We start from the raw sequence: 24824 nt of genomic DNA on the forward strand, positions 1-24824 counted from the left end.
CCAGAATTGGTAGAAATCTTTCATCGAAACCGATGGGAGATTTCTATGAAGCTTTATTACAAGGTTGGTGCTTGCTCGCTCGCACCCCACATCATTCTGAGCGAAGCTGGCCTGCCTTATGAACTGGAAGCCGTGGACCTCAAGGCCAAGAAGACGGCGGATGGTGGCGACTATTTCGCGGTCAATCCGCGCGGCGCGGTTCCGGCGCTGGAATTAAAGCCCGGCACTGTTATCACCCAGAATGCGGCAATCCTCCAATATATCGGCGACCATTCCGACGTTGCGGCGTTCAAACCCGCCTATGGGACGATGGAACGCGCACGCCTGCAGGAAGCGCTGGGCTTCTGCTCGGATCTGCATTCGGCTTTTGGTGGCCTGTTTGCACCTAACCTGACTGATGAAGCCAAGGCGGGCGTCATCGCCAACATCAACCGGCGTATGGGGCAGTTCGAAGCCATGCTGTCGGATAAGAATGCCTACTGGCTTGGCGATGATTTTACGCAGGCAGACGCCTATGCTTCTGTCATCATCGGGTGGGGCGTCGGCCTCAAGCTCGATTTGAGCGCTTATCCGAAGGCGCTGAAGCTGCGCGAGCGTGTTTTGGCTCGCCCGAATGTGCAAAGGGCGTTCAAGGAAGAAGGCCTGAACTAAAAACAACAGCCGGAGGCACAAACCTCCGGCTTTTTGTTGCCTGAGGTGCGGGGGTGGTAACCGGTTTACCGTCTTGAAAGAGGTAACTCGCATCTGTTGTTGGAAAATTAAATGGCGGAGAGAGAGGGATTCGAACCCTCGATACGGTTTCCCGTATACACGCGTTCCAGGCGTGCGCCTTCAACCACTCGGCCACCTCTCCGTCTGCCTTGCTGTCGGGAAACCGTGTCTCACGGTGAAAACTGACTGCAAACGTGACACCGCTTTTCGAAACAGGCGCTGGTTAATCGCCAACTAGCGGGTGCGGCGCGAATATAGCCAGAAAATGCATATGTTCAACAGCTATTTGCAAGTTTTTGCGTCTAAATCGACGAGCCTGTGCAAAGAACGATATTTACGAAATAACTATCTGAAACCATTGCGTTTATTTAGATCGAGCAATTGTGTTTCAGCCTGGCTTTGAGCCTGACGGGTTCTGTGTGCTATGCTTTAGCAACATCAAAAAGACAAATCTTCGGGTGATCGGACTCAAAACCGACACCGAAATCAGGGTAGGAAATCCGGGGCAGAGAATCGTGATCCGATTTGTATTGCGTAGTTTTGCGGTTGTTTTTCTGGCTTTCGCGGTGATTTTCGCGGTTCTTGACGGCGCGCGGTCCGTCGGCGCGTCGCAGTTCATTGCAAAGCCGCTTTTGTCCATGTGGTCGCGTAACGCGCCTGAAACATTGGCCGATGCAGAAACCTTCATGACGCACTATATAGGGGCAGGAGTCTGGAATGCCGTCTGCATCCCTTTGCTTGAGCAGCCGGGCTGGCTTCTGTTCGGCATTCTCGCCCTTTTATTCTATGCAATCGGTCATCGTCGGGAGCGCCCTCTGGGACGCTTCACCGCTCGATAATCAGGAGGTGGATACTATGAGTTTCTTGGACGGCTATCGCAAGAAGACACAGATGCCTTCGAAGGACGAAGCTTTGCCGGGACGCACACAACCGATCCCGACATCCGCGACCCACTTCGTCAATGGTCGCCCGCTGAAAGGACCGTGGCCGGAAGGTTACAAGCAGGTTCTGTTCGGGATGGGCTGTTTCTGGGGCGCCGAGCGCCTGTTCTGGCAGGTGCCAGGCGTGTATGTAACAGCTGTCGGTTATGCGGGCGGGGCTACGCCCAACCCGACTTATGAGGAAACCTGCACGGGCTTCACCGGTCATGCGGAAGTTGTGCTGGTCGTCTATGACCCGAAGGTCGTGAGTCTTGATGAATTGCTGACTCTTTTCTGGGAAGAGCACGATCCGACGCAGGGCATGCGGCAGGGCAACGATATTGGCACGACCTATCGTTCGGTCATCTATACTTTCGACAAGACTGATCGTGACGTGGCGGAAAAGAGCCGGGAAGCCTATTCGCAAGCGCTTGCCGCTCGCGGTCTCGGTCCAATCACGACCGAGATCGAGGATGCGCCGGAGCTCTATTATGCTGAAGACTACCACCAGCAATATCTGGCGAAGAACCCGAACGGTTATTGCGGATTGCGCGGCACTGGCGTGAGCTGTCCGATCCCGCTCGCTCAGAGATAGTAGATCAAACCTAGAGCATTTCCTGTTTTGATTGAATCATTGGAAATGCTCTATCTGTTTGTTTTTACGCATGTCTTTATCCCGAAACCGGTTCTCACTTTCGGGAGACATGCTCTAGCGTATAATGGCAAATCGCGCGGTCTTTACCGCGCGATTTTCTTTTCCAGGATCAGCATCCCGGCATAGTCGCCTTCCAGATGCTCGAAATCGCTCCAGCCGATCCGGCGGTAAAGGTCGGGCTTGTCGGTGTAAAGATAGGCTTCCGCATAGCCGAGTTCCCGTGCGGCATCCTCGATTGCGCCGACAAGACTTCTGGCAATGCCTTTGCCGCGACAGTCAGGTGCGACAAAAACACTTGCCACCCACGGCTTCAGATGCGGATGTGTTTCCAGATCGCTGTGGATCAGAAGGGCAAGGCCGGCGGGTTGCCCGTTCCAGAGCGCGACTCGCGCCACCTGCCCATCGTCTTCACGGGAAATATCGCTAAACGCCTCGGCGGTCTGTGCGAGTGACGAGCCGGTAAACTCACCCCATTCCGCATGGTTCCATGCGGCGCAGACCGGTATAAGGTCAGGGCGGTCGGCGAGGGAGACGATCTGAAGCATGGTGTTACCAGTGCGGCGGTTTGGTGACCGGGACGTCCGGAGCGGTCTGTTCTTCCAGTTCCAGAAAGCGGTCGGTCAATGCGCCGAGCTTTTTGGAAAGCTGGTCAATCGTTTTCCATTGTTCGGCCAGAACGGATGACAACTCGTCGATCGTCTTTTCCTGTTCGGCTACGCGAATTTCGAGCTCGGTCAGGCGCTGGTCCGGTGTCATGGCTGGCTTCCATTAGTATTTGGGCGTCGGTGGTCAGCGGGTTTAGCCGCTTTTGATCCATATCGGAAGTACGGTATCACATCATTGCGTCAGCACGAGCACGCCGTTTGAAACTTCATAATGACGCAGACGCTTCAGAAAGCTCATGCCGAGGAGCGTATCGGACAGGGCGTCGTCACGAAGAACCATGGTCTCCACATTCTCCATCCGAATGCGCCCGATTTCGATGCTTGGCAGGATGGCGGACGCAGCGACAGTCTCACCATTGGCGGTCGAGACGCGATATTTGAAATCGTCGGGTTTGAGCGACAGGCCGATGCGCCGCGCGGCGTTTGTGTTGATCGCAACCACGCTCGCCCCCGTATCGACCATTGCGCGAAGGTATTGCCCGGCAATTTTTATGTCTGTGATGAAATGGCCGCGACTGTCCGGCGCGATCTGCATGCGGCGTCCGCTATAGGCGGTGGGGGTTTGCGACGGAACAGTTGAAGCTGTCGCTGATGTGTTTGAACCGGATTCCGGCTGTTGCCCGAATTTTTCAAACAGAAGCGGGAAGGCAATTGCCAGTCCCGCAAATACCAGAAGGATCGTAAAAACCCGCGCCATACTGCCCCCGTTTCCAGGCATGATAGCAGGCGCGGGCCGCTCTGCGTTGTTTATTTTAGCGCGCATCTGGCCCGAAAACCGCTTCACACTTTTCGGGATGCGCACTGGGGCTTACTTCGTACCGTACATACGGTCGCCGGCATCGCCGAGACCAGGAACGATATAGCCCTTTTCGTCGAGGCGTTCGTCGATGGAAGCCGTGAACACGTCGACATCCGGATGGGCTTCGGTAAAGCGCTTGATGCCTTCCGGAGCCGCCAGCAGGCAGAGGAAGCGGATATTGGTCGCGCCGCGTTCCTTCAGCTTGTCGATGGCTGCAATTGCCGAGTGCCCGGTGGCCAGCATCGGGTCGACCACGATGATGAGGCGGTTGACGATGTCTTCCGGGGCCTTGAAGTAATATTCGACCGGCTGCAGCGTGTCGTGATCGCGATAAAGGCCGATATGGGCGACGCGCGCGGCGGGCACCAGATCGAGCATGCCTTCCAGAAGGCCATTGCCTGCGCGCAGGATCGAGGCGAAGACAAGCTTCTTACCTTCGAGCACCGGTGCATCCATTGGCATCAACGGGGTTTCGATCGGCATGGTGGTCAGTTCGAGATCGCGCGTCACTTCATAGCAGAGCAACAGCGATATTTCCTTCAGCAGCCGCCGAAAGCTGGCTGTGGACGTTTCCTTCTTGCGCATGATGGTGAGCTTGTGCTGGACAAGCGGATGGCTGACGACTGTAACGCCCATGATCTTTCCACTTTTCTTGTTATCTTTTTGACTTTAGCGGCAGTTTGCGCCGGAGAAAACGCGTGTCGAGCGCGCACGCACAGTTTTATGTCTCTTTGGCCATTTTTAAACGCTAACGCAAGACGGTTCGCAAGGTCCCTTCACAAAAGGGGTAGTGGAGGGCGGTCTCTGCTTGTATCGTCCAGCACAAGCTTTATATGCATTACGGAAATCGTTTTCGTCTTAATATTCAAAAGCAGGATGAGCTATGAGCCAGCAGAACGGCAATGCGGACCGCGTGGGCGCACAAGGTGGCATGGAGCATTCATTCGGCTTCAAGGCGGTTGATGAAAACGAAAAGCAGGGCCTGGTCAACGACGTTTTCCATAAGGTCGCCAGCAAGTACGACGTGATGAACGATCTCATGTCGGCGGGCATGCACCGCGTCTGGAAAGATGCGATGATCGCATGGCTGGCGCCATCGAAGCGTCCCGGCTGGACCTCGCTTGATGTTGCAGGCGGCACCGGCGATATCGCCTTCCGCATTGTCGAGGCTTCCGGTCGTCAGGCTCACGTCACCATTCTCGATATCAATGGCTCGATGCTTGGCGTGGGGCGTGAACGGGCGATCAAGAAGGGCCTTGCCGACAATCTCGAATTTGTTGAAGCCAGTGCCGAAGAGCTGCCATTTGAAGATGCGAACTTCGATGCTTATACGATTTCGTTCGGCATTCGCAATGTTCCGCATATCGACAAGGCGCTGTCCGAAGCCTATCGCGTGCTGAAGCCGGGCGGTCGTTTCCTCTGCCTCGAATTTTCAGAAGTTGAACTGCCCGTTCTAGACAAGGTCTACGACCAGTGGTCGTTCCACGCCATTCCGCGCATCGGCAAGATGATTACCGGCGATGCCGATTCCTACAGCTATCTGGTTGAATCGATCCGCAAATTCCCCAAGCAGCAGGATTTTGCCGCGATGATCGAGAAGGCCGGGTTCGAGCGTGTGAGCTATCGCAATTTCACTGGCGGCATTGCCGCGCTTCATTCCGGCTGGAAGCTTTGATTGTGCCTGTGATGAATTGGGGTCAGAAACGGGGCGTCGAGGCATGAGCAATCTTTCCGCTGCTTTCCGGCTGATGCGGGCCGGATGGATATTGACGCGCGAGGGCGTCATCAGTGCGCTTCCCGTCGAGGGGCTTTCCGGCCTCCCGGCATTCGGGCACAAGATTGCAGGCATTCTGGCGCGTCCGCGCGCACGCCACATGCAGCGTTCCGAACGCATGTCGCGGGCCATGAACAAGCTGGGTCCGTCCTATGTGAAGCTCGGCCAGTTTCTGGCGACGCGGCCCGATATTGTCGGTCGCGATGTTGCTGCCGATCTCGAACTTTTGCAGGACAGGCTCGATTTCTTCCCGCAGGCCGACGCGGTTTCCGCTATCGAAGGGTCGCTTGGTCGCAAGATTGACGATCTTTACCTGCATTTCGATGCGCCGATAGCGGCAGCGTCGATGGCGCAGGTTCATCCAGCCGAAATCATGAAGGACGGGTCACGCCAGAAAGTGGCGGTCAAGGTCATTCGTCCGGGCGTTCGCCACCGCTTTGCCCGTGACCTTGAAGGCTTCTACATGGTTGCGCGCATGCAGGAGCGTCACGTTCCCTTCACGCGCCGCCTGCGCCCGGTGCAGGTTGTCGAGACCTTGCAGCAGACCACCCGTATCGAGATGGATCTCCGTCTGGAAGCGGCGGCACTTTCCGAGATCGCCGAGAACATCAAGGACGATGCGGGTTTCCGCGTTCCCAATGTCGATTGGGAACGTACAGGTCGCGATGTGCTGACGCTCGAATGGATCGATGGCATCAAAATGTCCGATGTTTCGGCGCTTGAAGCCGCGGGTTTCAATCTCAAGAAGCTTGCAGAAACGCTGATCCAGTCCTTCTTGCGCCATACGCTGCGCGATGGCTTTTTCCATGCCGACATGCATCCGGGCAACCTGTTCGTCGATCATCAGGGGCTGATTGTTGCGGTTGATTTCGGTATCACCGGGCGGCTCAACAAGCAGCAGCGGCGCTTCCTCGCCGAAATTCTCTATGGCTTCATTACCCGCGACTACATGCGCGTGGCAGAAGTGCATTTCGAGGCAGGCTATGTGCCGCACACGCATGATGTGGCAAGCTTTGCGCAGGCCATTCGCGCCATCGGCGAACCTATCCACGGACAGCCTGCCGAAACTATTTCCATGGCCAAGCTTCTGACGCTGCTGTTCGAAGTGACCGAGCTTTTCGACATGGAGACCCGGCCGGAACTCCTGATGCTCCAGAAAACCATGGTTGTGGTTGAAGGTGTGTCGCGCACGCTCGATCCGCATTTCAATATGTGGAAAGCTGCGGAGCCGGTCGTCGGCGACTGGATCGCCAAGAACCTCGGGCCGCAAGGCATGCTTCTCGACGCGAAGGACAGTGCTTATTCGCTGCTGCATTTCACGCGCAAGACGCCGGAACTTGTGGCGCGTGTCGAGCGTGTTTCCGTTGCGCTGGACAACATGGCCGCCAAGGGCTTGCGTTTCGACGAGGCGACAGCGGAGGCTATCGGTCGCGCCGAAGCCAAGCATTCGCGCTGGGGTCGCATCGCGCAGGTGGTGATTGCGATCTCGCTCGCGGCGATAGCGATCAAGCTATATCTTGGGCTCTAAGTCACTTTTAAGGTGACATCTACCTTTTAAAGTGATTTCAATGATTGCACTTGTAACAAGCAGGTGCAATCAAATGGCCAGTATTACCATCCGTAATCTCGACGATGACGCCAAGGAACGGCTGCGTATCAGGGCGGCACAGAACGGGCGCTCCATGGAAGAGGAAGCGCGCATTCTGCTGGCCGGACAGGATATAGCTCCACAGGCTGTTGCAGTGTCTCCCGGTGCAGTGGTTTCACTGGCCGGAAAACGCATTCTTCTTATCATCGGTGGTGGCATAGCCGCCTATAAGACGCCGGACCTCATCCGTCGTCTGCGTGAACGTGGAGTGCATGTGCGCCCATTGATGACGGCTGCGGCGCAGCAATTTGTAACACCACTGACCATTGGCGCAGTTTCTGCCGATCATGTCTTTACCGATCTTTTTTCGCGCGAGGATGAGCAGGATGTCGGGCATATCCGGCTTGCGCGCGATGCCGATCTGATCGTGGTTGCGCCTGCGACCGCCGATCTGATGGCCAAGATGGCCAATGGTCTTGCTGACGATCTGGCCAGTGCCGTGCTGCTGGCGCGCAAGGTTCCGGTTCTGATTGCGCCTGCCATGAACCCGGCTATGTGGGACAACCCGGCGACCCGACGCAACCGCCTGACGCTTGAAAAGGACGGCGTTCGCTTCATTGGCCCGGAGAAGGGCGAGATGGCGGAAAGCGGCGAAGCGGGAACGGGACGCATGAGCGAACCGCTGGCGATTGTCGCGGCGATCGAGACCCTTCTGGCACCACAGGCAAAGCCGCTTGCAGGCAAAACCATTGTCATGACGTCCGGCCCCACGCACGAGCCGATCGACCCGGTTCGTTACATTGCCAATCGTTCGTCGGGCAAGCAGGGTCATGCCATCGCGGCAGCACTGGCGCGTCTCGGCGCTACGGTGCATCTGGTGTCCGGCCCTGTAACCATTCGTGACCCGGACGGCGTCGATGTCATTCATGTCGAGACGGCGCGGGAAATGCAGGCGGCTGTAGAGCGACATCTGCCTGCCGATGCGGCAATCATGGTCGCGGCGGTTGCCGATTGGCGAACGGCCAATGAAGCCGGACAGAAGATCAAGAAGAAACCCGGTGAAAGCGCTCCGACGCTTGCCATGGTTGAGAACCCGGACATTCTGGCCGGTGTCGGCCATAGCGACAAGCGCCCCGGCCTCGTCGTCGGCTTTGCAGCGGAAACGCAGGACGTGGCTGAAAACGCGCTGCGCAAGCTTGAAAAGAAAGGCGCGGACTGGATCGTCGCCAACGATGTATCGCATGCTCCGGATGGCAGCAGCGTCATGGGTGGCGACCGTAATCATGTCCGCATTCTAAGCCGGACCGGCATCGAGGAATGGCCGGAAATGAGCAAAGGCGAGGTGGCTGAAAAGCTGGCTGCGAAAATTGCCGAACGGTTGCTCGACGCGAAGTGATGACGCTGGCTGTCTAGAAAAACTCGTCCAGCAGGCGGTAGTAGGCAATTTTCGCTTCGTCGGTGGCCGGGCCGCCATAGAGGTCGAGGAAAGGTTTCACCCATTCGTCGCCGAGATTGTAGCGGATGCTCCAGCAGGCGAGTCCCAGATCCTGATGGCGGTCTGCAAGGCCGAGCCTGCCGCAGTCGATAAAACCGGTGAATGCACCTTCGATGGCCATGAAATTTGGCAGGCAAGCATCGCCATGGGTGACGACAACATCTTCCTGCGACGGTTTCAGGCGGCATAGTTCGGTGAACAGGTCTTCGGCGCTGCGGCCTTCGCGCTCATCATCGAAATCATCTTCATCGACCGCGCCCGCTTCCACGCGTTTGCGCGCGTCTTCAATGCGACGGTCGAGCCGGTGGTCGAAGGGACAAGCGGCGGGATCGACGCTGTGCAGTGCCTTCAAAGCCATGGCAAGAATGGAGACGATGCGATCTGGCGGAAGAGCGCCTGCAGATGAGGCGAGGTCCGATCCGGCAAGGCGTGTCATCAAAAGAAAGTGGCGGTCGGCCTGTGTCTCGTAAGCGGCGACCCTGGGACAGGGCAATCCCTGCGTTGCGAGCCATTTCAGCCGGGCGCATTCGCTGGCAAGCTCGCTGACGGTGCTTGCCGGTTCGATTTTCAGAACGAGCGGTTCACGTTCGTCATGATCGAGAAGCAGGACATTGGCGGTCGAGCGGCCAAGTTGATCCTGCTGGCTGCCGTAACCCGTGAGCCGCTGCCGCAGCGCATCGGGCAAATCGAGAGCAGCCAGAACAGGATCGGTCATATCACCTTACCGCATCAGGCCTTGTCGCGGACCTGATAGTCCTTGACGGCGGCAAAACGGATATCCTTCCAGCGTTCGGCTTCGTAATTGAGAGAGAAGCCGTTCTGGGCAAGGAAAACCGGATCATGATCGAGGTCGTGAGCGATATCGGCACGATGCGAGGCGATGAAGCGGTCAAGTTCGGCCGGATCATCTGCCGTAATCCACCGGCAGACCGAGAAGCGCGACATTTCAAAGCCAACCGGCAAGGAATATTCCACTTTCAGGCGTTCGGTCAAAACGTCGATCTGGAGCGCGCCGACGACGCCGACAATTGCCGGAGAACCGTCGTCGGGCACGAAAAGCTGCACCACGCCTTCCTCGGCCATCTGCTGCAGCGCTTCACGCAGCTTCTTGGCCTTCATGGCGTCATCGAGGCGCACGCGGCGCAGGATTTCCGGCGCGAAGTTCGGCACGCCGCGGAACAGGATATCCTCGCCTTCGGTCAGCGTGTCGCCGATACGCAGCGTGCCGTGGTTCGGAATGCCGACCACGTCGCCTGCAAAAGCTTCGTCGGCGATCTGGCGCGAACGCGCGAAGAAAAATTGCGGCGCAGACAGGCTCATTGGCTTGCCGGTGCGCACCAGCTTTGCCTTCATGCCGCGCGACAGCTTGCCCGAACAGACGCGCAGGAATGCAATGCGGTCGCGGTGGTTCGGGTCCATATTGGCCTGAATCTTGAACACGAAACCGGTCATCTTGTCTTCGGTCGAACCGACCATGCGCGTATCGGCCTGCTGATCGCGTGGCGCTGGGCCAAAATCGCAGAAAGCTTCAATCAGGTCGCGCACACCGTAATTCTTCAGCGCCGAGCCGAAATAGACCGGCGTCATATGGCCTTCGCGGAAGGAGGCAAGGTCGAACGGACGGCAGACGCCGCGTGCCAGTTCCACGCTTTCGAGCCATGCATCGCGCTCGTTTTCAGGCAGCAGTGCGGCGGCTTCTGCCGGGCCGCTGACCTTGGTTGGCTGCTCTTCATTATCCTGGCGACGCATCGTATCGTTATGCAGGTCGAAGGTGCCAGCAAAGCTCTTGCCTGAGCCGATAGGCCAGGTGATCGGGGCCGTGTCGAGTGCCAGCTTTTCTTCGATCTCGTCGAGGATTTCGAGCGGGTCGCGCGCTTCGCGGTCCATCTTGTTGACGAAGGTGACGATTGGAATATCGCGCATGCGGCAGACTTCGAACAGCTTCAGCGTGCGTGGCTCGATACCCTTTGCGGCGTCGATGACCATGACGGCGCTGTCGACTGCGGTCAGCGTGCGGTAGGTGTCGTCTGCGAAGTCTTCGTGGCCCGGCGTATCGAGCAGGTTGAAGATGCAGTCCTTGTATTCGAAGGTCATCACCGAGGTGACGACCGAGATGCCGCGGTCGCGTTCGATGTTCATCCAGTCCGAACGGGTCTGGATGCGATCCTTCTTGGCCTTCACCTCACCGGCGAGCTGGATGGCACCGCCGAACAGCAGCAGCTTTTCGGTCAGCGTGGTCTTACCGGCGTCCGGGTGCGCGATGATCGCGAATGTGCGGCGCTTGGAAACGGGATGGTCAGCGGGCATGAAGAAACTCGTGATGGCGAAACGTTGGGCTGCGCGTGAAAGCGTGCCGCGAAGATGTTGGGGAGCATCTAGCAGGACTTGGCCGAAAGGTCGAGTTCAAATGAAAAAGCGGCGCAGTGAGCGCCGCTTTGCCAGTGATGCGTTATGCTTATCGGCTCTTGATGCCAAGCCCGAAAGCGATGAAGGACCAGCCCTGGAAGATCAGGTCGATCGCCAGGAAAAGGCCAAGAATGAACAGGCTGTTGACCGGCCATTTGATGGCGATGATGAGACCCAGCAGCAGGGTGACGACGCCGCCTGCGACGATCCAGCCCCAACCGGCGGATGGTTTCGACTTGAAGCCGAGCCAGATGCGGAAGGCACCGGAACCGATCAGCGCTGCCGCCAGGAGGAAGGTCAGCACACCGGCTGCCAGCACCGGATTGATGAAGGCGACAATGCCGGCTGCCAAATAAAGCAGGCCGCTCAGGAGCCAGAAGAAGAAGCTGCCCCAGGTTTTAACGCCAAATGCGTGAATGATCTCGATGACACCGCCGATCAGCATCATCAGGCCGACATAGTAGACCGACACCACGGTGGCCAGAACGAGATTACCGAAGGCGATGCCTCCGAGGATCAGCAGTGCGACCCCAAGGGCGACGAACCACCCCCACTTGCTGGAAAGTTCCTTTGGAAAGGTCGGGCGGTCGAAATCATTATGAGCTGTTGCCATGAAACGTCCCTCAAATTGTCATGCCTCGTGAACAATATAAGGCATGTCTGGAATTTGACCAGCTTATCACAACAGGTGCATTCTTCGTGATGCCGGGCTGCAAAGAGCAATCTCCTGCGCTCGGGTGCTCGATAATCACTCTTTTCGCCACGGCCTGACGAATCTGCGCCTGTTGTATTTATGCGCAGTGCAGGCCAGATCATTATTAATCCCGCTGTTCGTTCGCTCGGCAGAGCATTATATCTCTTTGCTATTGCAGTCGTTTTCCGCTTAAAGTTCGTGTGATGTTCGATCTGGTTTCCCACTACTGGCCGCATATCCTGTTCGCTCTGTCGGGCGTTCTGGGCGCGATAGCTGCCATTCATGCGACGATGACGAAGGAAGAGGTGCGCACAGCCATCGGATGGGTGGGTGTGATCATGCTGTCGCCCATCGTCGGAGCGGTGGTCTATGCCATTGCAGGCGTGAACCGCATCCGCCGTTCGACGCTTACCCACCAGCGCGCCAATATGGGCAAGATCGCGCTCTACCACCTGTCGCATTTCGATACGACGAATGACCTCGTGCGGGCTGCCTTCGGACGCCAGTTCGGGGCGATGAAGATATTGGGCGATGCGGTCAGCCTTTATGATTTTACCAGTGGCAACAGCATCGACATGCTGGAAACGGGTGACGAAGCTTACGCGGCAATGCTCGATGCGATAGGCAGAGCCCAGCGCAGCATCATGCTGGAAACCTATATTTTCGACAGGGATGCGATTGGCGAAAAATTTGCCGATGCTCTGGGTGACGCGGTCAAGCGCGGCGTGGAAGTGCGGGTGCTGGTCGATGCGGTCGGCGCACGCTATTCCTTTCCAAGCATCGTGAAGCTTTTGAAGGACAAAGGCGTTGCCGTCGATGTGTTCAACGGCAATATCATCATCGGGCTGCGCCTGCCTTATGCGAACTTGCGCACCCACCGCAAAATCCTCATCGTCGACGGCAAGATCGCCTTTACCGGCGGGATGAATATTCGTGCGGGTTTCGTGCGCGCGATAGCGGGCGATGCGGTTGCCTTCGATACGCATTTCAAGCTTGAAGGCCCGGCTATTGCCGACCTCTTCCATATCGCATCCGAAGACTGGCGCTTTGCGACCGGCGAACTCCTGACCGGCGAGGCATGGAAGATAGCGCCGCCGGAAAATCCGCCTGGGACGGGAACGCTGGTCCGCGTCGTCGGATCGGGCCCGGACAAGAATGTGGAAACCAACCAGCGCATGATGATGGGCGCTTTCTCGATTGCCGAGCAGCATATTCTCATCATGACGCCTTATCTTCTGCCGGATCGCGAATTGATCAGTGCGCTGGTGACAGCGGCGCGGCGCGGCGTGTCAGTCGATATCGTTGTGCCGGGCGTCAATAATCTGAAGCTGGTAGATCGCGCCATGCGCGCGCAGTTCGACCAGTTGTTAAAGGATGGGTGCCGCATCTGGCGGGCAGGCGGGGCGTTCAATCATTCGAAGCTGATGACCATCGACGGCGCATGGTCCTATGTCGGGTCGTCCAACATCGATCCACGCTCGCTGCGGCTGAACTTTGAGGTTGATCTGGAAACCCTCGACCGCGATGTGGCGCGTCAGGTGGAAGAGCGCATCGGCAAGGTGATAGAGGAGAGCCGCGAGGTCAATCTTGCGCGTCTTAAGAGCAGGCCATTTCTGGAACGGCTTCTGGACCGGATTATATGGCTGGGTTCGCCCTATCTATAAGAGCCTGTTCCAAAAGTCGCCATGCCGGTCTGCAAATGGCAAATTTCTGCGTGCCCGTGCTCATGTAGCTTTCTCTGGTGCATCGTCTTATCCGAAAAGTCTGCAACTTTTCGGGATCATGCTCAGAAGTACATTGCGCTCCGGTACTCGAAAATCACCATTTTCGCCACGGCCTGCCGATTTTTGATTCAGGCTCTAAGCATTACCCCGTCCGGCTCGTGAATATTTCCGGGCTGTATTCTTCCAGAAGGTTCGTCGCTGATTTGAGATCGAGATGCGCCTTGATGGGCAGGTGATCGGATGCCAGGCGTGCAAGCGGCGTATTGTGCACTTCAACCGATGTAACCAGATTGTGCGGCGCACCCAACACGCGATCCAGTGCAAAAACCGGGAAACGTGACGGAAAACTCGGGACTGCTGTCGCGACATGGTTGAATGTCGGCATGAGGGCTGCAAGCGAAGAGCGTTTGCCGATGCGCCATTCGTTGAGGTCGCCAATCAGCAGGGTCGGCAGTGTGTCAGCCTCCTGCAGGGCAGTAAGGATGCTTTCGGCCTGCTGTTCGCGGGAGCGTTTCAAGAGACCAAGATGCGCGGCAATCACCCGGAGAGGCCCTGCCGGAAATTGCAGGTCCGCGACCAGCGCGCCGCGCGGCTCGACGCCGGGAAGTTTGAGCTGCTGCACATTGCGCACCACGCCTTCGCGGAACAGAAGCACGTTGCCATGCCAGCCATGCCCCTTTGGCATTGTTGCGGTGATGGGGACCGGGACGAGCCCGTGACGGCGTTCAAGCAGGCCGAGATCGAGCAGGCCCGAACGCTCGCCGAAACGCCTGTCGGCTTCCTGCAGGGCGATTACATCCGCGTCGATTTCGCTGATGACTTCGGCCGTGCGTTGCGGGTTGAACTGTTTGTCGATACCGATGCATTTGTGGACATTGTAGGATGCAATGACGATATCACCGCCGGTAATATTGGCGTTGAGCGGCCTGAAGCCCGGCCTGTTCCGGATCGCAGTCAGGATGGACTTCGATATCCGATTTGGTTCTTTCTTTTTCAGCACCCGTTTTTCACCTGTCAGGTATCCGCCTCTATATAGTCAGATTATAGCTCTGTTTGAATAGCAATTCCCTACCCAATTGGGCGAACTCTGGAGCGCATCCGAAAAGTGTGAAACGGTTTTCGGATTAGATGCGCGTCACAATGGCCTTTGATGTAACGCGATACCCGCTCGTGCCGTTCCCTGATTTATCGCGCAATGAAACGGATCAGTCGGTCGGTGATGCCGGTATAGGGTGGCTTGATGAGATCACTTGGCGCAGGCGCATATTTGGTCAGGACCGGCATTGCTTTGGAAAAGGTCAGAAAACCGTCATGTCCATGGTACTGGCCCATGCCGCTTGCACCCACGCCGCCGAAGGGCAGGTTGCTGCAGGCGAAATGGTAGAGCGTATCATTGACGCAGACGCCGCCAGCCACGATGCGGCTGAGCATCATTTCAATCTCTGCCGTGTTGTCGCTGAAACAGTAAAGGGCCAGAGGACGATCAAGTTTCAGAACAAAACCGATCGCATCGTCGAGCAGGCGATAGCTGACGATTGGCAGAAGCGGGCCGAAAATCTCCTCCTGCATGATCGCATTGTCGGCGGCAGGTTCCAGCACAATTGCGGGGGCCATTGATCGCGGCTGATTGGAGCCAGCCGGAAGCTCAATGACGGCCTCGCTCCCGTCTGCGGCATCGGCCAGCAGTTTGGACAGTCGCGCTTCCTGAGCATCGTTGATGATTGTAGTGCGGTCTTTTTCCGCTGATGCGCCGCCGTAACGCGCCTGCATTTCGGCACGCAGAAGGTTGACGAATTCGTCGCGCTTGCTGTGATGAATCAGAACATAGTCCGGTGCGATGCAGGTTTGCCCTGCATTGAAGAATTTGCCAGTGGCGATTGCTCGGGCGGCGCGTTTGAGATTGGCGTTTTCACTGACAATGGCAGGCGACTTGCCGCCAAGCTCGAGTGTGACCGGGGTCAGGTTCGGTGCAGCAGCAGCCATGATCTTGCGCCCGACGGCAGTGGAGCCGGTGAAAAAGAGGTGGTCGAATGGCAGCGACGCGAATTGTGCGGAAAGCGATGCATCGCCGAGCGCCACCACGACACGGTCTTCCGAGAACACTTCCAAAAGCAGGCTTTGCAGGAAATCCGCAGTGCGCGGTGTATGTTCGGACGGTTTCAGGAAGACGTGGTTTCCGGCTGCGATTGCCGCGACAAGCGGCGCCAGCGCAAGATTGACCGGGTAGTTCCACGGCGCGATGATCCCGACCACGCCTAGCGGAACATAGCGGATTTCGGCCTTTGCCGGCCACATTTTCCAGCCCGCCTTGCGGCGCTTTGGCTTCATCCAGCGTTTGAGATTATGCAGGGCATCGTCGATTTCGGCGAAAACGACACTGGCCTCACCGAGCAATGTTTCGTGCAGCGAGCGGTTGCCGAAATCCGCGCTGATGGCCTTCGCCATTTCATCCAGCCTTGCCTCGAGCCGCTCGCGCAGGCGCTTCAGGTCATCCAGACGCTGTTCATAGGCAGGGCGGTCTTCAAGCCATGCGTGACGCAGGCGCTCGAATGAGAGCTGCAAGGCCTGTTCTTCAGTCGCCATAGGCAAAATCCTCGGTCGAGCGGGCAAAGAGGAATTGCGCGGCATAATAGGTTGCCAGCACCCAGAGGCCGTTCAGCGGAATGTCGAGGCTGAACCGTCCATAGGCGAGCAGCGTGTCGCTTGCCATGAAGAAGAGGCCACCTGCTGCGGCAAGCCAGGCGGCATAACGTTGCGGCGTCTCAGGTTGGGCGCCGAGCGCACGGCTCATTGCCTGTGCCGCCATGATGCAAAGTGCGGCAGCGTAGATGATGACGGGGATTTTCAGGGGCGTCGGCAGCGATGACCAGAGGCCCGCTATGATAGCGAGGGCTGCGATTGCGAAAAGGATGAAGACGCCCTTATGCGCTGCAAAGCGTGTTTTGCGGCAAAGCGCATAGATATAGGCGCAATGGGTGATGAGAAAGCAGATCAGGCCTGCCATGAAATAATCGCCGGGCAGCATCAGCAATAAGTCGCCGAGTGCCGCGAAAGCCAGACCAAAGGCGACCGCAAAGCCATAGGATTTCGATTTGGGGCGCCCGGCGCAAAGCACGGCGGCGAGCAGCAGCAAGGTCGCCGTCGGCTTGGTCAGATAGTGCAGCCAGCGCCATGCGGAATCCTCGCCACTATAGCTCATGAGACTGCCTGCAATGGCGCAGACCGCGCAGAACAGAAACAGGCCGTAAAGCGTTCTGTTTCTCCCGAATTCCAGCAAGCCTTTACGGCGCATATTCGCTCCCCGTTATTATATTTGTAAGCAAATGAATTTGAGCAAAGGACGTCGGATTGTGCCGCCAATTGCGAGATCAGCGCAATAGGCACAATTCATAGGGCTGTTGACAAAGCCCTGCCGGAGAAGCCGGGCACTCTGCTCCAGCGGTTCGGAAGCCTGGCTGAAATCAGGAAAGGTTCTTGCGTCGCTCGATTTCTTCTTCCGAAGGGTGGTCCATCGCGAAAGAACCGGTCTTGAGTTCGTCTGAACGCTGATAATTGGCAATGATGACGCCGCTGGGCGATGTGGTGGAACTGACCAGCTTGAAGGCCGATGGCATGGATTGCCCGTCGAACAGACGCTTGCCCCTGCCAAGAACGACCGGATAGATCAACAGCCGTAATTCGTCGACCAGATCGCTGGCAAGCAACTGATGAACCAGTTCGCTGCTACCCGAGACTGACAGGTCAGGGCCTTCGGTGGCCTTGATGGCTCTCAATGAGGCGATGATATCGTCGCCCAGCAGTTCACTATTCTGCCAGTTCAGGCTTTCCGGCCTGTGCGTCGCGACATATTTCGTCACTTCGTTGAACATTCTGGCGATCTCGCCTTCACCAGACACGAAACTGGGATCGTTCGGGTCTGTCACCTGATGCGGCCAGTGGGCAGCAAAAATATCATAGGTGCGCCTGCCCAAAAGCAGGTCGAACGGTTTGGAAAAGCTTTCGCCCATGGCTCCGGCAATCACATCGTCCCAATAGGGCACTGTCCAGCCGCCATATTCGAATTGGCCGGTACGATCCTCTTCCGGTCCACCCGGCGCCTGCATTACGCCGTCGAGGCTCAGAAACGTTCCAACAATGATCCGTCGCATGATTTTCCTCCCAGAAAAGCCCGCCACGCGGGGCGTAGAGCGGTTCTGGTTAGAGCGCGGTTCGATCTGATTGAATCAGATCGAACCGCGCTCTAACTGTTTGTTTCATCGCGCATCTCGTTCCGAAAACCGTTTCACACTTTTCGGGATGCGCTCTAAAACAGAGCCGCTGGAACCGCTCTATCTATTTTCACGCATGTCTTTATCCCGAAACCGGTTCCCACTTTCGGGAGACATGCTCCAGCTTACAGGCTGGGAGCGGATCAGGATAGTCGCAGGCTGTCAGGAGGTATTTCTGCCGCCTTGCGCTTTTTGCGGTCGATGCGCTCGGCACGGGTGGAAAGCTCCGTATTGCCTTCTAGGTCGGTTTGCAGAATCAGGCCTTCCTGCTTCAGCCAGCGGATGATTTCGCCAAAGTCCCGATCATAATCCGGTTTTTGCATGGCTCATCGCGCCTCCGATTTCCGTATGAGGAGAATGCGCGGAACGACGACCCGTTGCAACAGGGGCAGGAAAAGCGGGAAGCCTCCGGAAGGGAAAATCAGCTCGGCGGCCGGTTCAACCGGAACAATCCGCCAGAAAGCAAAAAAGCCCGCTTGCGCGGGCTTTTTTGGATGCTTCTGAACCTTGGTAGTGGTCCGAAGACTTGGAAATGGTGCCCAGAAGAGGACTCGAACCTCCACGCCCTTGCGAGCGCCAGCACCTGAAGCTGGTGCGTCTACCAATTCCGCCATCTGGGCGACGAGGACCCATCTAAGGGGTCGACCTGCCTCTGTCAATCGCGTTTTCGACATTCAGCCAGCTTTTTTTCAGCCAACGCTTTTTTCGCGTTGAAAAGAGGGGCGGGCGCGCTGGCGCGCCCGACAAATTCGCTGCCAGACAGGTATTAAGCTTCGAGAATTTCCTTCGAAGCGACAGTCGAATCAGCATTGAGCCGGTAAACGACAGGAACGCCGGTATTGAGTTCCTGCTTGAGAATCTGTTCCGGCGTCAGACCGTCGAGCGCCATGATGAGCGCACGCAGCGAATTGCCGTGTGCGGCAACCAGAACCGTCTCGCCGCGCAGCACGTGCGGCTGCACCGTGTGCAGATAATATGGCCATACGCGCGCGCCGGTGTCCTTCAGGCTTTCGCCACCGGGAGGCGGGACGTCGTAGGAACGGCGCCAGATATGGACCTGTTCCTCACCCCATTTGACGCGGGCATCATCCTTGTTGAGGCCGGACAGATCACCATAGTCGCGTTCGTTCAGGGCCTGATCGCGGATCGTCTGGAGATCAGACTGGCCGAGTTCATCAAGAATGTGCTGGCAGGTTACCTGCGCACGCGACAGCGCGGACGTGTAGGCGATGTCGAACTTGAGACCAGCAGCCTTCAGGCGCCGGCCAGCGGCCTTGGCTTCGGCATGGCCCTGTTCGGTCAGGCCCGGATCGCGCCATCCGGTGAAAAGGTTCTTGAGGTTCCATTCGCTTTGACCGTGACGGACCAGGACGAGAGTACGAGACATATGCAACGCTCCGTTAGAGAGCGCATCCCGAAAAGTGTGAGGCGGTTTTCGGATAGGATGCGCGATAAAACAAAACTCTGGAGCGCCGATCTGAACAGGTCGGATCGGTGCTCCGGCGGAAATATCAGTCGTTGAGCCCGAGAACGTCGAGCATGGAATAGAGACCGGGCTTTTTGCCATAGGCCCAGAGTGCGGCCTTGATGGCGCCGCGCGCGAAGATCGAACGGTCTTCGGCATGATGGGAGAGAACGACGCGTTCACCGGGACCGGCAAGAATCACCGAGTGATCGCCGATGACCGAACCGCCGCGCAACGTTGCAAAGCCGATGGAGCCGGTTTCGCGTGGGCCGGTATAGCCGTCGCGTACGCGAACGCTGTTTTCCGCCAGCGCGATATCGCGTCCCCTGGCTGCTGCTTCGCCGAGAAGCAGCGCGGTGCCGGAGGGAGCGTCGACCTTGTGCTTGTGATGCATCTCAAGAATTTCGATGTCGAAATCTGCGGGATCGAGCGCTTGTGCCGCCTTCTGTACAAGAACGGACAGAAGATTGACGCCGAGACTCATATTGCCGGATTTGACGATGGTTGCGTGGCGGGCGGCGGCGCGGATTTTCTCTTCGTCTTCAGCCGAGCAACCCGTCGTGCCGATGACATGCACGATGCGCGCCTGCGCAGCAAGGCCTGCAAATTCCACGCTTGCCGCAGGGCTCGTGAAATCGAGGACGCCCTGCGCCTTGGCAAAGACCGGCAACGGATCGTCGGTGATTGTTACGCCGAGCGCGCCGATACCGGTGACTTCGCCTGCATCCCTGCCCAGAAGGGGAGAGCTGGAGCGTTCGATAGCACCGACCAGTTTCGCGCCTTCGATGGTCTGGATAGTGCGGATCAAGGTCTGTCCCATGCGCCCGCCAGCGCCGACGACGACGAGGCCCACTTCGCTGTTCTGCGTTTCTCCGCTCATCCGGGTTCTCCTGTCCGCAATTCTTCAGCCGTCTGTTCGGTGATGATATCGCCATTGCCGCTCTGCAATTGATAGAAGCGCGCATAGACGCCGTTCTGGATGGCGATCAGATCGTCGTGGCGGCCTTCTTCCACCACGCGACCGGCTTCCATCACCACGATGCGATCCGCATTGACCACCGTGGAAAGGCGATGCGCAATCACGATTGTGGTGCGGTTCTGCATGATGCCTTCCAGCGCCTGCTGGACCCGCTTTTCAGACTCGTTGTCGAGCGCGGAAGTCGCCTCGTCGAGCAGGAGAACCGGCGCATTGCGCACTATGGCGCGGGCGATGGAAACGCGCTGTCGCTGGCCGCCGGAGAGCGTCACACCATTTTCGCCGACCGGTGTATCGTAGCCCTGTGGCTGCTGCAGGATAAATTCATGCGCATGGGCGAGCTTGGCCGCCTCGATGATTTCCTCGTCCGTCGCATCCGGGCGGCCATAGCGGATATTGTCGGCAATGGTGCCCTCGAACAGATAGGGCTGTTGCGAAACATAGGCGATGCCATGGCGCAGCGAGCGCTTCTTGACATGCGCGATATCCTGTCCGTCGAACAGTATCCTGCCGCTGTCGAGATCGTAGAAGCGCTGGACGAGATTGATGAGCGTCGACTTGCCTGCGCCCGAAGCGCCAACCACGGCAGTGGTCTCACCGGCCTTGGCGACGAAGCTGACGCCATGCAGGACCGGAGCGGTCTCGTTATAGGAGAAGTAAATGTCCTCGAAGCGGATTTCACCGGGACCCGCTTTCAGTTCCACTGCGCTTGGAAGATCGCGCTGGCGCGGCTCTATATCCAGCACCTCATAGATCATGCGTGCATTGACAAGCGCCTTTTCCAGACCGACCTGAAGGCGGGCGAGGCGGCGAGCCGGATCGTAGGCCAGCAGCATTGCGGTGATGAAGGCAAAGGTTGCGCCGGGGGGCTGTTGTTCGAGAATTGCGCGATAGCCGCTATAGGCCAGCACGCCCGCCACGGCGAAACCGGCCAGCATTTCTGAAATGGGCGTCGTGCGTTCGGAGACCTTGGCGATCTTGTTGCTGCGGCCTTCGGACTGGTCGATGAGCTTGCCGATCTTGGCGCGCAACTGATCTTCCATCGTAAAGGCCTTGACGATGGCAATGCCCTGAATCGATTCCTGCATCGCACCCAGCAGATGGGAGTTGAGATGCACGAGATCGCGAGTGACGGAGCGAATGCGACGCGAAATATAGGCGACGGCCAGAATGAGGGGCGGTCCGATGAGGAAAATCGCAACGGACAGTATTGGGTCCATATAGAACATCGTGCCGACGAGACCGATAAGCGAAATGAGGTCGCGTGCGATCGACGAAATTGTCATGTTGAGAAGGTCGCGAATGCCGGAAACATTCTGGTTGATCTGCGCCGCCAGATGACCTGAACGCGTATCGTTGTAAAAATCGAGACCGAGCTTCATCAGATGGTCGAAAATGCGCTTCTGATAGCGCGCGACCAGATTGTTGCCGATCTTGGCAAGTTCGACAGCCTGTATGTAGCCGGAAAAGCCGCGCAGTATGAAGATGACCAGCAATGTGCCGCAAATGACCCAGACCAGACCGAGATTCTGCTCGTAGAAGATCTTGTCGATCATCGGTTTCATCAGATAGGCCAGCGCGCCATTCGATCCGCCGACGATGAGCGATGCGAGGATGGCGATAATGTAGTTCTTCTTATATTCGCGGATGTTTTCCGACATCATGCGCCGGATTACGCGGGTGGCTTCGCCCGTATCGATCTTCTTGTTTTTCTTCTTGAATAGACTCACGTGCAAAAGCGCTTTTTGTCTCTTAGCCCTCCGGCAGGCCCGGCGGCTATCGTTGAAAAATACGACTTCCCATACGGAAACGCTGCACTGCAAAAGCCGTCGGCAATTTCAGTGCAGCGTTTCTATAACGTTATCCGTGCGGCTTGACCATCCTCAAGCTTTGTTGGTCAGAGCGGGATGTTTTTAAGCTGAACCATCATCCCGCTCTAAATTTTTGTTTGAGCATGATTTTACCTGATCGAAGCAGGATCAGAAATCAGTCCACTGGACTGATTTCCCTGCGTAGGCGGTTCCCACTTTTCGGAATCATGCTCCAATGCACCAGCGGCGTCCTTCGGTCGAGACTTCGAAACGGGCAGGGGCCTGTGCGAAGGCGGAAAGCCCGGAGACGGCTGCAAGCTGGTGCGTGATCACGCGGACAGGAATGTCACGCATGATGGCCTTGTGCGGGGCCTTGTCTTCGAAGGCTTCACGGAAAGCGCCTGCCTTGAGTGCGGAAAGGATGCGCTGCGGAATGCCACCCGAAAGATAGACGCCGCCATGAGCCATGAAGATCAGCGCCAGATCGCCCGCAAGGCGCCCGAGATAGGTGACGAACAGATGCAGGGTTTCTTCCGCCTGCACATTGCTTCTGTCAAGCCCGGCTGAGGTGATATCGGCGGGTGTCTCTAGCGTTGGTGTCACCTTGTCGGCGGCGCATATGGCAAGATAGAGATTGCGCAGGCCGCGCCCGCAAAGAATCTGTTCGCCTGCAACGCGGCCGTCGATGCGTTCGATATGCGGGAAGACCTGATAGTCGCGTTCGCTACGGGGACCGATATCGATATGGCCGCCTTCGCCCGGCACCGGCACCCATGCGTGGCGTGTGCGCACAAGACCGGCCACGCCAAGCCCCGTGCCCGGCCCAAGCACGACGCGGGTGGCAATCACTTCTTCCGGCTTGCCGCCGATCTGCTCCAGATGATCGCTGCCGAGAGACACAACGGCGAGCGCCTGCGCCTCGAAATCGTTCAGTACGGTCACATCCTCGAAGCCGAGATCGGCGATCATCTTCTTCGGGCGCACGACCCAGTCGCAATTGGTGAGGTCGATCTCGTCACCGTCGACGGGACCGGCCACAGCGAGAATCGCAGAGCGCGGCCGGATCGAAGTGTGATCGAGAATGGCGTTCTGTATTGCCTCATCGATGGTTGCATAATCTGCCGTCTGGAGAACAGGAAACTCCTTCGGCTCGGCATTGGAATCCACCAGAATAGCAAAGCGGGCATTGGTGCCGCCGATATCGCCGACGAGTACCGGAAACCGGAAACTCTGTTCGGCCCGCTCTATCTCTTTGTTTTCATGCATGTCTTTGTCCAAAACCGGTTCCCACTTTTGGGAGACATGCTGTAGTCGCCAGCATGTCCTCTCCCTGGTTATGTCTTCCGCCCGCAGTGGTCTTCCACGGGCGAACCTGTCTTGTGCAGGATCAGATCGGCGCTCTAATCATTTGTTGTTACGCGCATCTTTTCCGAAAACCGTTTCACACTTTTCGGGATGCACTCTAATCAAGCGCCTTGATCAGCTTTTCCGCTGTCGCGCGATTGAGCGCCATTGGAATATCATAGACGCTGCCGAGGCGTGTCAGCGCCTTCACATCGACATCGTGAGGAAGCGGGGACAGCGGGTCGATGAAGAAGATGAGCACTTCCACCGTGCCTTCCGCGATCATCGCGCCGATCTGCTGGTCTCCGCCGAGCGGCCCGCTTTTCACACGCTGAATGCTGAGTGAAGGGCAGGTATCCAGAATGAGACCGCCGGTCGTGCCCGTCGCCACGATGTCATAGCGGGCCAACGCCTGCTCATGCGCTTTTGCGAAGGCGACCATGTCATCCTTCTTCTGGTCATGGGCGATCAATGCGATGCGCAGGCGTTCCGTCATGAATGAGCAACCTTACGAGTTGATAACCTTGTCATTAGCATTCTAAATCGTTTTAAACCTATAGCGAAGTGCCAAAGACCTGAAAAGCGCTAAAAGCCTCTACTGCACGCCGTAGGTGACATCTGCGACCGAGTTTGGCGCAGGACCGTTGAGGACGGCAGCGCAAGCCTTGGGCAGATCGGACACCATCACCGGGCGCGGCTTTTTAGGTGGTTCCTTTGAAGGCTTTGCAGGCTTCCATGGCTCGTCGGTGAACCACCAGGCAAGCGACTTGTCACAACCGTCGCCAGCAGCCACTTTCGGCTGCGGCTTGCATTGGGGCGAACCGGGCTGGCAGGTCAGGCGCACATGGAAATGGTAGAAGTGACCCCAATAGGGGCGAACCTTTCCGAGCCAGTTTCTATCACCTGTCACCGTGTCGCAAAGCTGCTTCTTGATGCCCGGATGCACGAAGATGCGCTCGACTTCCGGATAGCTTGCGGCATGTCTGATGAGAGCCGTGCGGGCAGGGGTCCATTTCTTCGGGTCCACGTAAAGCGAATCCGGTTTCAGCATCGAAACGGCTGATACGCTTTCGCGTTCGGCGTCGCTAAACCGCTTTTTCGGCATGGGCGTCAGCCAGATGTCGGCATCGAGGCCGACCTGATGCGAGGCGTGGCCGGTCAGCATCGGGCCGCCACGCGGCTGCGAGATGTCACCGACGAGCAGGCCGGGCCAGCCATCCTTTGCCGCGTCGCGGGACAGTTTTTCCAGAAGGCCGATCATGCGCGGATGGCCCCAGCGGCGGTTACGCGAAAGACGCATGACTTGCCAGTTGGGTCCGTCCGTCGGCAGTGCCACAGCACCAGCGAGGCATCCCTTGGCATAAAAGCCGATGGATTGCGGCTGCTGTGCCAGTACGGGCAGCGCTTCGCCACCGAATGCCTGTTTGGCGGGCATGTCTTCTGCCATGGCCATTGGCACGAAATCGGGCGCGATCATAGCTGTCAGCGAGGCTGCGAGAACGATCTTCTTCAATCTGTTTGCGATCATG

Annotated in this window: 25 protein-coding genes, 2 tRNA genes and 1 pseudogene; 8 read left to right on the forward strand and 20 right to left on the reverse strand. The window is 57.5% G+C overall.

Going from position 1 to position 24824, the window contains the following annotated elements; genetic code table 11:
* Positions 1 to 45: 45 nt before the first annotated feature.
* Positions 46 to 651 (forward strand): glutathione transferase, encoded by a 606-nt coding sequence (gene gst, locus F9K94_RS20205; protein WP_151648019.1) that lies wholly within the window; start codon positions 46 to 48, stop codon positions 649 to 651.
* A 112-nt stretch (positions 652 to 763) separates the two neighbouring features.
* Here the strand turns inward: gst and F9K94_RS20210 are convergent.
* A tRNA-Ser gene (locus tag F9K94_RS20210) sits at positions 764 to 853 on the reverse strand.
* Positions 854 to 1226: 373 nt separating this feature from the next.
* Between F9K94_RS20210 and F9K94_RS20215 the strand changes: the two genes are divergently transcribed.
* Both F9K94_RS20215 and msrA read left to right on the forward strand, forming a co-directional pair.
* Complete coding sequence (locus F9K94_RS20215; RefSeq protein WP_061345564.1) at positions 1227 to 1550, forward strand: hypothetical protein; 324 nt, start codon at positions 1227 to 1229, stop codon at positions 1548 to 1550.
* A 16-nt stretch (positions 1551 to 1566) separates the two neighbouring features.
* Entirely contained in the window at positions 1567 to 2226 is a 660-nt protein-coding gene (gene msrA / locus F9K94_RS20220; protein WP_151648021.1) for a peptide-methionine (S)-S-oxide reductase MsrA, read from the forward strand.
* Positions 2227 to 2369: 143 nt separating this feature from the next.
* On the opposite strand, the gene F9K94_RS20225 is transcribed toward msrA, so the two are convergent.
* The 4 genes from F9K94_RS20225 to upp all read right to left on the reverse strand — a co-directional run bounded on the left by F9K94_RS20225 (position 2370) and on the right by upp (position 4386).
* A complete protein-coding gene (locus F9K94_RS20225) occupies positions 2370 to 2831 on the reverse strand; it encodes a GNAT family N-acetyltransferase (RefSeq protein ID WP_061345566.1) in 462 nt (153 codons plus the stop codon).
* 4 nt (positions 2832 to 2835) lie between these two features.
* On the reverse strand, positions 2836 to 3042 hold the full coding sequence (locus F9K94_RS20230) for a SlyX family protein (RefSeq protein ID WP_021587137.1): 207 nt from the start codon (positions 3040 to 3042) through the stop codon (positions 2836 to 2838).
* 81 nt (positions 3043 to 3123) lie between these two features.
* Positions 3124 to 3648, reverse strand: a complete 525-nt coding sequence (locus tag F9K94_RS20235) for a retropepsin-like aspartic protease family protein (protein ID WP_151648023.1) — start codon at positions 3646 to 3648, stop codon at positions 3124 to 3126.
* A gap of 111 nt (positions 3649 to 3759) precedes the next feature.
* On the reverse strand, positions 3760 to 4386 hold the full coding sequence (gene upp, locus F9K94_RS20240; protein ID WP_006467614.1) for a uracil phosphoribosyltransferase: 627 nt from the start codon (positions 4384 to 4386) through the stop codon (positions 3760 to 3762).
* A 247-nt stretch (positions 4387 to 4633) separates the two neighbouring features.
* Between upp and ubiE the strand changes: the two genes are divergently transcribed.
* The 3 genes from ubiE to coaBC all read left to right on the forward strand — a co-directional run bounded on the left by ubiE (position 4634) and on the right by coaBC (position 8508).
* Entirely contained in the window at positions 4634 to 5425 is a 792-nt protein-coding gene (gene ubiE / locus F9K94_RS20245) for a bifunctional demethylmenaquinone methyltransferase/2-methoxy-6-polyprenyl-1,4-benzoquinol methylase UbiE (protein WP_151648025.1), read from the forward strand.
* Positions 5426 to 5468: 43 nt separating this feature from the next.
* The gene (gene ubiB, locus F9K94_RS20250; RefSeq protein ID WP_151648027.1) at positions 5469 to 7052 is read left to right on the forward strand and encodes a 2-polyprenylphenol 6-hydroxylase; all 1584 of its coding nucleotides are present in this window, start codon (positions 5469 to 5471) and stop codon (positions 7050 to 7052) included.
* A gap of 73 nt (positions 7053 to 7125) precedes the next feature.
* Positions 7126 to 8508 carry a bifunctional phosphopantothenoylcysteine decarboxylase/phosphopantothenate--cysteine ligase CoaBC gene (coaBC, locus tag F9K94_RS20255; protein ID WP_407922058.1) on the forward strand — a complete coding sequence of 461 codons (1383 nt, stop codon included), beginning with the start codon at positions 7126 to 7128 and terminating at the stop codon, positions 8506 to 8508.
* Positions 8509 to 8521: 13 nt separating this feature from the next.
* Here the strand turns inward: coaBC and F9K94_RS20260 are convergent, their stop codons facing one another.
* From F9K94_RS20260 to F9K94_RS20270, 3 genes are all read right to left on the reverse strand, one after another.
* Complete coding sequence (locus tag F9K94_RS20260) at positions 8522 to 9322, reverse strand: APH(3')-II family aminoglycoside O-phosphotransferase (protein ID WP_151648029.1); 801 nt, start codon at positions 9320 to 9322, stop codon at positions 8522 to 8524.
* A gap of 14 nt (positions 9323 to 9336) precedes the next feature.
* Positions 9337 to 10914, reverse strand: coding sequence for a peptide chain release factor 3 (locus tag F9K94_RS20265; protein ID WP_151648031.1), 1578 nt, complete (start codon positions 10912 to 10914; stop codon positions 9337 to 9339).
* A gap of 148 nt (positions 10915 to 11062) precedes the next feature.
* Positions 11063 to 11626, reverse strand: a complete 564-nt coding sequence (locus tag F9K94_RS20270; protein WP_061345572.1) for an HdeD family acid-resistance protein — start codon at positions 11624 to 11626, stop codon at positions 11063 to 11065.
* A gap of 284 nt (positions 11627 to 11910) precedes the next feature.
* On the opposite strand from F9K94_RS20270, the gene F9K94_RS20275 reads away from it, so the two are divergent.
* Positions 11911 to 13371: a phospholipase D-like domain-containing protein gene (locus F9K94_RS20275; RefSeq protein WP_151648033.1), complete on the forward strand. Its 1461-nt coding sequence runs from the start codon at positions 11911 to 11913 to the stop codon at positions 13369 to 13371.
* A pseudogene (locus F9K94_RS24960) lies at positions 13368 to 13578 on the forward strand (hypothetical protein); the annotation flags it as partial. The gene F9K94_RS20275 and the pseudogene F9K94_RS24960, both read left to right, overlap by 4 nt.
* On the opposite strand, the gene F9K94_RS20280 reads toward F9K94_RS24960, so the two are convergent.
* The 12 genes from F9K94_RS20280 to mepA all read right to left on the reverse strand — a co-directional run bounded on the left by F9K94_RS20280 (position 13574) and on the right by mepA (position 24823).
* Entirely contained in the window at positions 13574 to 14431 is an 858-nt protein-coding gene (locus F9K94_RS20280) for an endonuclease/exonuclease/phosphatase family protein (protein ID WP_151648035.1), read from the reverse strand. The pseudogene F9K94_RS24960 and the gene F9K94_RS20280 sit on opposite strands and share 5 nt — an antisense overlap.
* A 185-nt stretch (positions 14432 to 14616) precedes the next feature.
* Positions 14617 to 16014 carry a coniferyl aldehyde dehydrogenase gene (locus F9K94_RS20285; protein ID WP_151648037.1) on the reverse strand — a complete coding sequence of 466 codons (1398 nt, stop codon included), beginning with the start codon at positions 16012 to 16014 and terminating at the stop codon, positions 14617 to 14619.
* Positions 16004 to 16723 carry a lysoplasmalogenase gene (locus F9K94_RS20290; protein WP_151648039.1) on the reverse strand — a complete coding sequence of 240 codons (720 nt, stop codon included), beginning with the start codon at positions 16721 to 16723 and terminating at the stop codon, positions 16004 to 16006. The genes F9K94_RS20285 and F9K94_RS20290 overlap by 11 nt, the downstream gene beginning before the upstream one ends.
* A 169-nt stretch (positions 16724 to 16892) precedes the next feature.
* A complete protein-coding gene (locus F9K94_RS20295) occupies positions 16893 to 17579 on the reverse strand; it encodes a dihydrofolate reductase family protein (protein WP_151648041.1) in 687 nt (228 codons plus the stop codon).
* Positions 17580 to 17842: 263 nt separating this feature from the next.
* The gene (locus tag F9K94_RS20300) at positions 17843 to 18022 is read right to left on the reverse strand and encodes a hypothetical protein (RefSeq protein ID WP_151648043.1); all 180 of its coding nucleotides are present in this window, start codon (positions 18020 to 18022) and stop codon (positions 17843 to 17845) included.
* 210 nt (positions 18023 to 18232) lie between these two features.
* A tRNA-Leu gene (locus F9K94_RS20305) sits at positions 18233 to 18319 on the reverse strand.
* Positions 18320 to 18465: 146 nt separating this feature from the next.
* The gene (locus tag F9K94_RS20310) at positions 18466 to 19086 is read right to left on the reverse strand and encodes a 2,3-bisphosphoglycerate-dependent phosphoglycerate mutase (RefSeq protein ID WP_151648045.1); all 621 of its coding nucleotides are present in this window, start codon (positions 19084 to 19086) and stop codon (positions 18466 to 18468) included.
* A gap of 124 nt (positions 19087 to 19210) precedes the next feature.
* Entirely contained in the window at positions 19211 to 20044 is an 834-nt protein-coding gene (dapB, locus tag F9K94_RS20315; RefSeq protein ID WP_151648047.1) for a 4-hydroxy-tetrahydrodipicolinate reductase, read from the reverse strand.
* Positions 20041 to 21870: an ABC transporter ATP-binding protein gene (locus F9K94_RS20320; RefSeq protein WP_151557634.1), complete on the reverse strand. Its 1830-nt coding sequence runs from the start codon at positions 21868 to 21870 to the stop codon at positions 20041 to 20043. Before F9K94_RS20320 ends, dapB begins: the two co-directional genes overlap by 4 nt.
* A 306-nt stretch (positions 21871 to 22176) precedes the next feature.
* A complete protein-coding gene (locus F9K94_RS20325) occupies positions 22177 to 23217 on the reverse strand; it encodes a glucokinase (protein WP_151648049.1) in 1041 nt (346 codons plus the stop codon).
* 196 nt (positions 23218 to 23413) lie between these two features.
* Positions 23414 to 23791: a methylglyoxal synthase gene (locus tag F9K94_RS20330; RefSeq protein WP_151648051.1), complete on the reverse strand. Its 378-nt coding sequence runs from the start codon at positions 23789 to 23791 to the stop codon at positions 23414 to 23416.
* A 99-nt stretch (positions 23792 to 23890) separates the two neighbouring features.
* The gene (gene mepA, locus F9K94_RS20335; protein WP_151648053.1) at positions 23891 to 24823 is read right to left on the reverse strand and encodes a penicillin-insensitive murein endopeptidase; all 933 of its coding nucleotides are present in this window, start codon (positions 24821 to 24823) and stop codon (positions 23891 to 23893) included.
* Position 24824 lies beyond the last annotated feature (1 nt).

The organism is Brucella tritici (assembly GCF_008932285.1).
Lineage (GTDB): Bacteria > Pseudomonadota > Alphaproteobacteria > Rhizobiales > Rhizobiaceae > Brucella > Brucella tritici.

Bases quoted from the DNA above. Each gene is read 5' to 3' on its own strand.
- F9K94_RS20235 (WP_151648023.1), bottom strand. From the start codon at position 3,648: ATGGCGCGGGTTTTTACGATCCTTCTGGTATTTGCGGGACTGGCAATT.
- F9K94_RS20330 (WP_151648051.1), bottom strand. From the start codon at position 23,791: ATGACGGAACGCCTGCGCATCGCATTGATCGCCCATGACCAGAAGAAG.
- F9K94_RS20290 (WP_151648039.1), bottom strand. From the start codon at position 16,723: ATGCGCCGTAAAGGCTTGCTGGAATTCGGGAGAAACAGAACGCTTTAC.
- dapB (WP_151648047.1), bottom strand. From the start codon at position 20,044: ATGAGCGGAGAAACGCAGAACAGCGAAGTGGGCCTCGTCGTCGTCGGC.
- F9K94_RS20310 (WP_151648045.1), bottom strand. From the start codon at position 19,086: ATGTCTCGTACTCTCGTCCTGGTCCGTCACGGTCAAAGCGAATGGAAC.
- F9K94_RS20270 (WP_061345572.1), bottom strand. From the start codon at position 11,626: ATGGCAACAGCTCATAATGATTTCGACCGCCCGACCTTTCCAAAGGAA.
- F9K94_RS20230 (WP_021587137.1), bottom strand. From the start codon at position 3,042: ATGACACCGGACCAGCGCCTGACCGAGCTCGAAATTCGCGTAGCCGAA.
- F9K94_RS20285 (WP_151648037.1), bottom strand. From the start codon at position 16,014: ATGGCGACTGAAGAACAGGCCTTGCAGCTCTCATTCGAGCGCCTGCGT.
- coaBC (WP_407922058.1), top strand. From the start codon at position 7,126: ATGGCCAGTATTACCATCCGTAATCTCGACGATGACGCCAAGGAACGG.
- F9K94_RS20260 (WP_151648029.1), bottom strand. From the start codon at position 9,322: ATGACCGATCCTGTTCTGGCTGCTCTCGATTTGCCCGATGCGCTGCGG.
- mepA (WP_151648053.1), bottom strand. From the start codon at position 24,823: ATGATCGCAAACAGATTGAAGAAGATCGTTCTCGCAGCCTCGCTGACA.
- ubiB (WP_151648027.1), top strand. From the start codon at position 5,469: ATGAGCAATCTTTCCGCTGCTTTCCGGCTGATGCGGGCCGGATGGATA.
- upp (WP_006467614.1), bottom strand. From the start codon at position 4,386: ATGGGCGTTACAGTCGTCAGCCATCCGCTTGTCCAGCACAAGCTCACC.
- F9K94_RS20275 (WP_151648033.1), top strand. From the start codon at position 11,911: ATGTTCGATCTGGTTTCCCACTACTGGCCGCATATCCTGTTCGCTCTG.
- F9K94_RS20265 (WP_151648031.1), bottom strand. From the start codon at position 10,914: ATGCCCGCTGACCATCCCGTTTCCAAGCGCCGCACATTCGCGATCATC.
- F9K94_RS20300 (WP_151648043.1), bottom strand. From the start codon at position 18,022: ATGCAAAAACCGGATTATGATCGGGACTTTGGCGAAATCATCCGCTGG.
- gst (WP_151648019.1), top strand. From the start codon at position 46: ATGAAGCTTTATTACAAGGTTGGTGCTTGCTCGCTCGCACCCCACATC.
- ubiE (WP_151648025.1), top strand. From the start codon at position 4,634: ATGAGCCAGCAGAACGGCAATGCGGACCGCGTGGGCGCACAAGGTGGC.
- F9K94_RS20225 (WP_061345566.1), bottom strand. From the start codon at position 2,831: ATGCTTCAGATCGTCTCCCTCGCCGACCGCCCTGACCTTATACCGGTC.
- msrA (WP_151648021.1), top strand. From the start codon at position 1,567: ATGAGTTTCTTGGACGGCTATCGCAAGAAGACACAGATGCCTTCGAAG.
- F9K94_RS20325 (WP_151648049.1), bottom strand. From the start codon at position 23,217: ATGCATGAAAACAAAGAGATAGAGCGGGCCGAACAGAGTTTCCGGTTT.
- F9K94_RS20295 (WP_151648041.1), bottom strand. From the start codon at position 17,579: ATGCGACGGATCATTGTTGGAACGTTTCTGAGCCTCGACGGCGTAATG.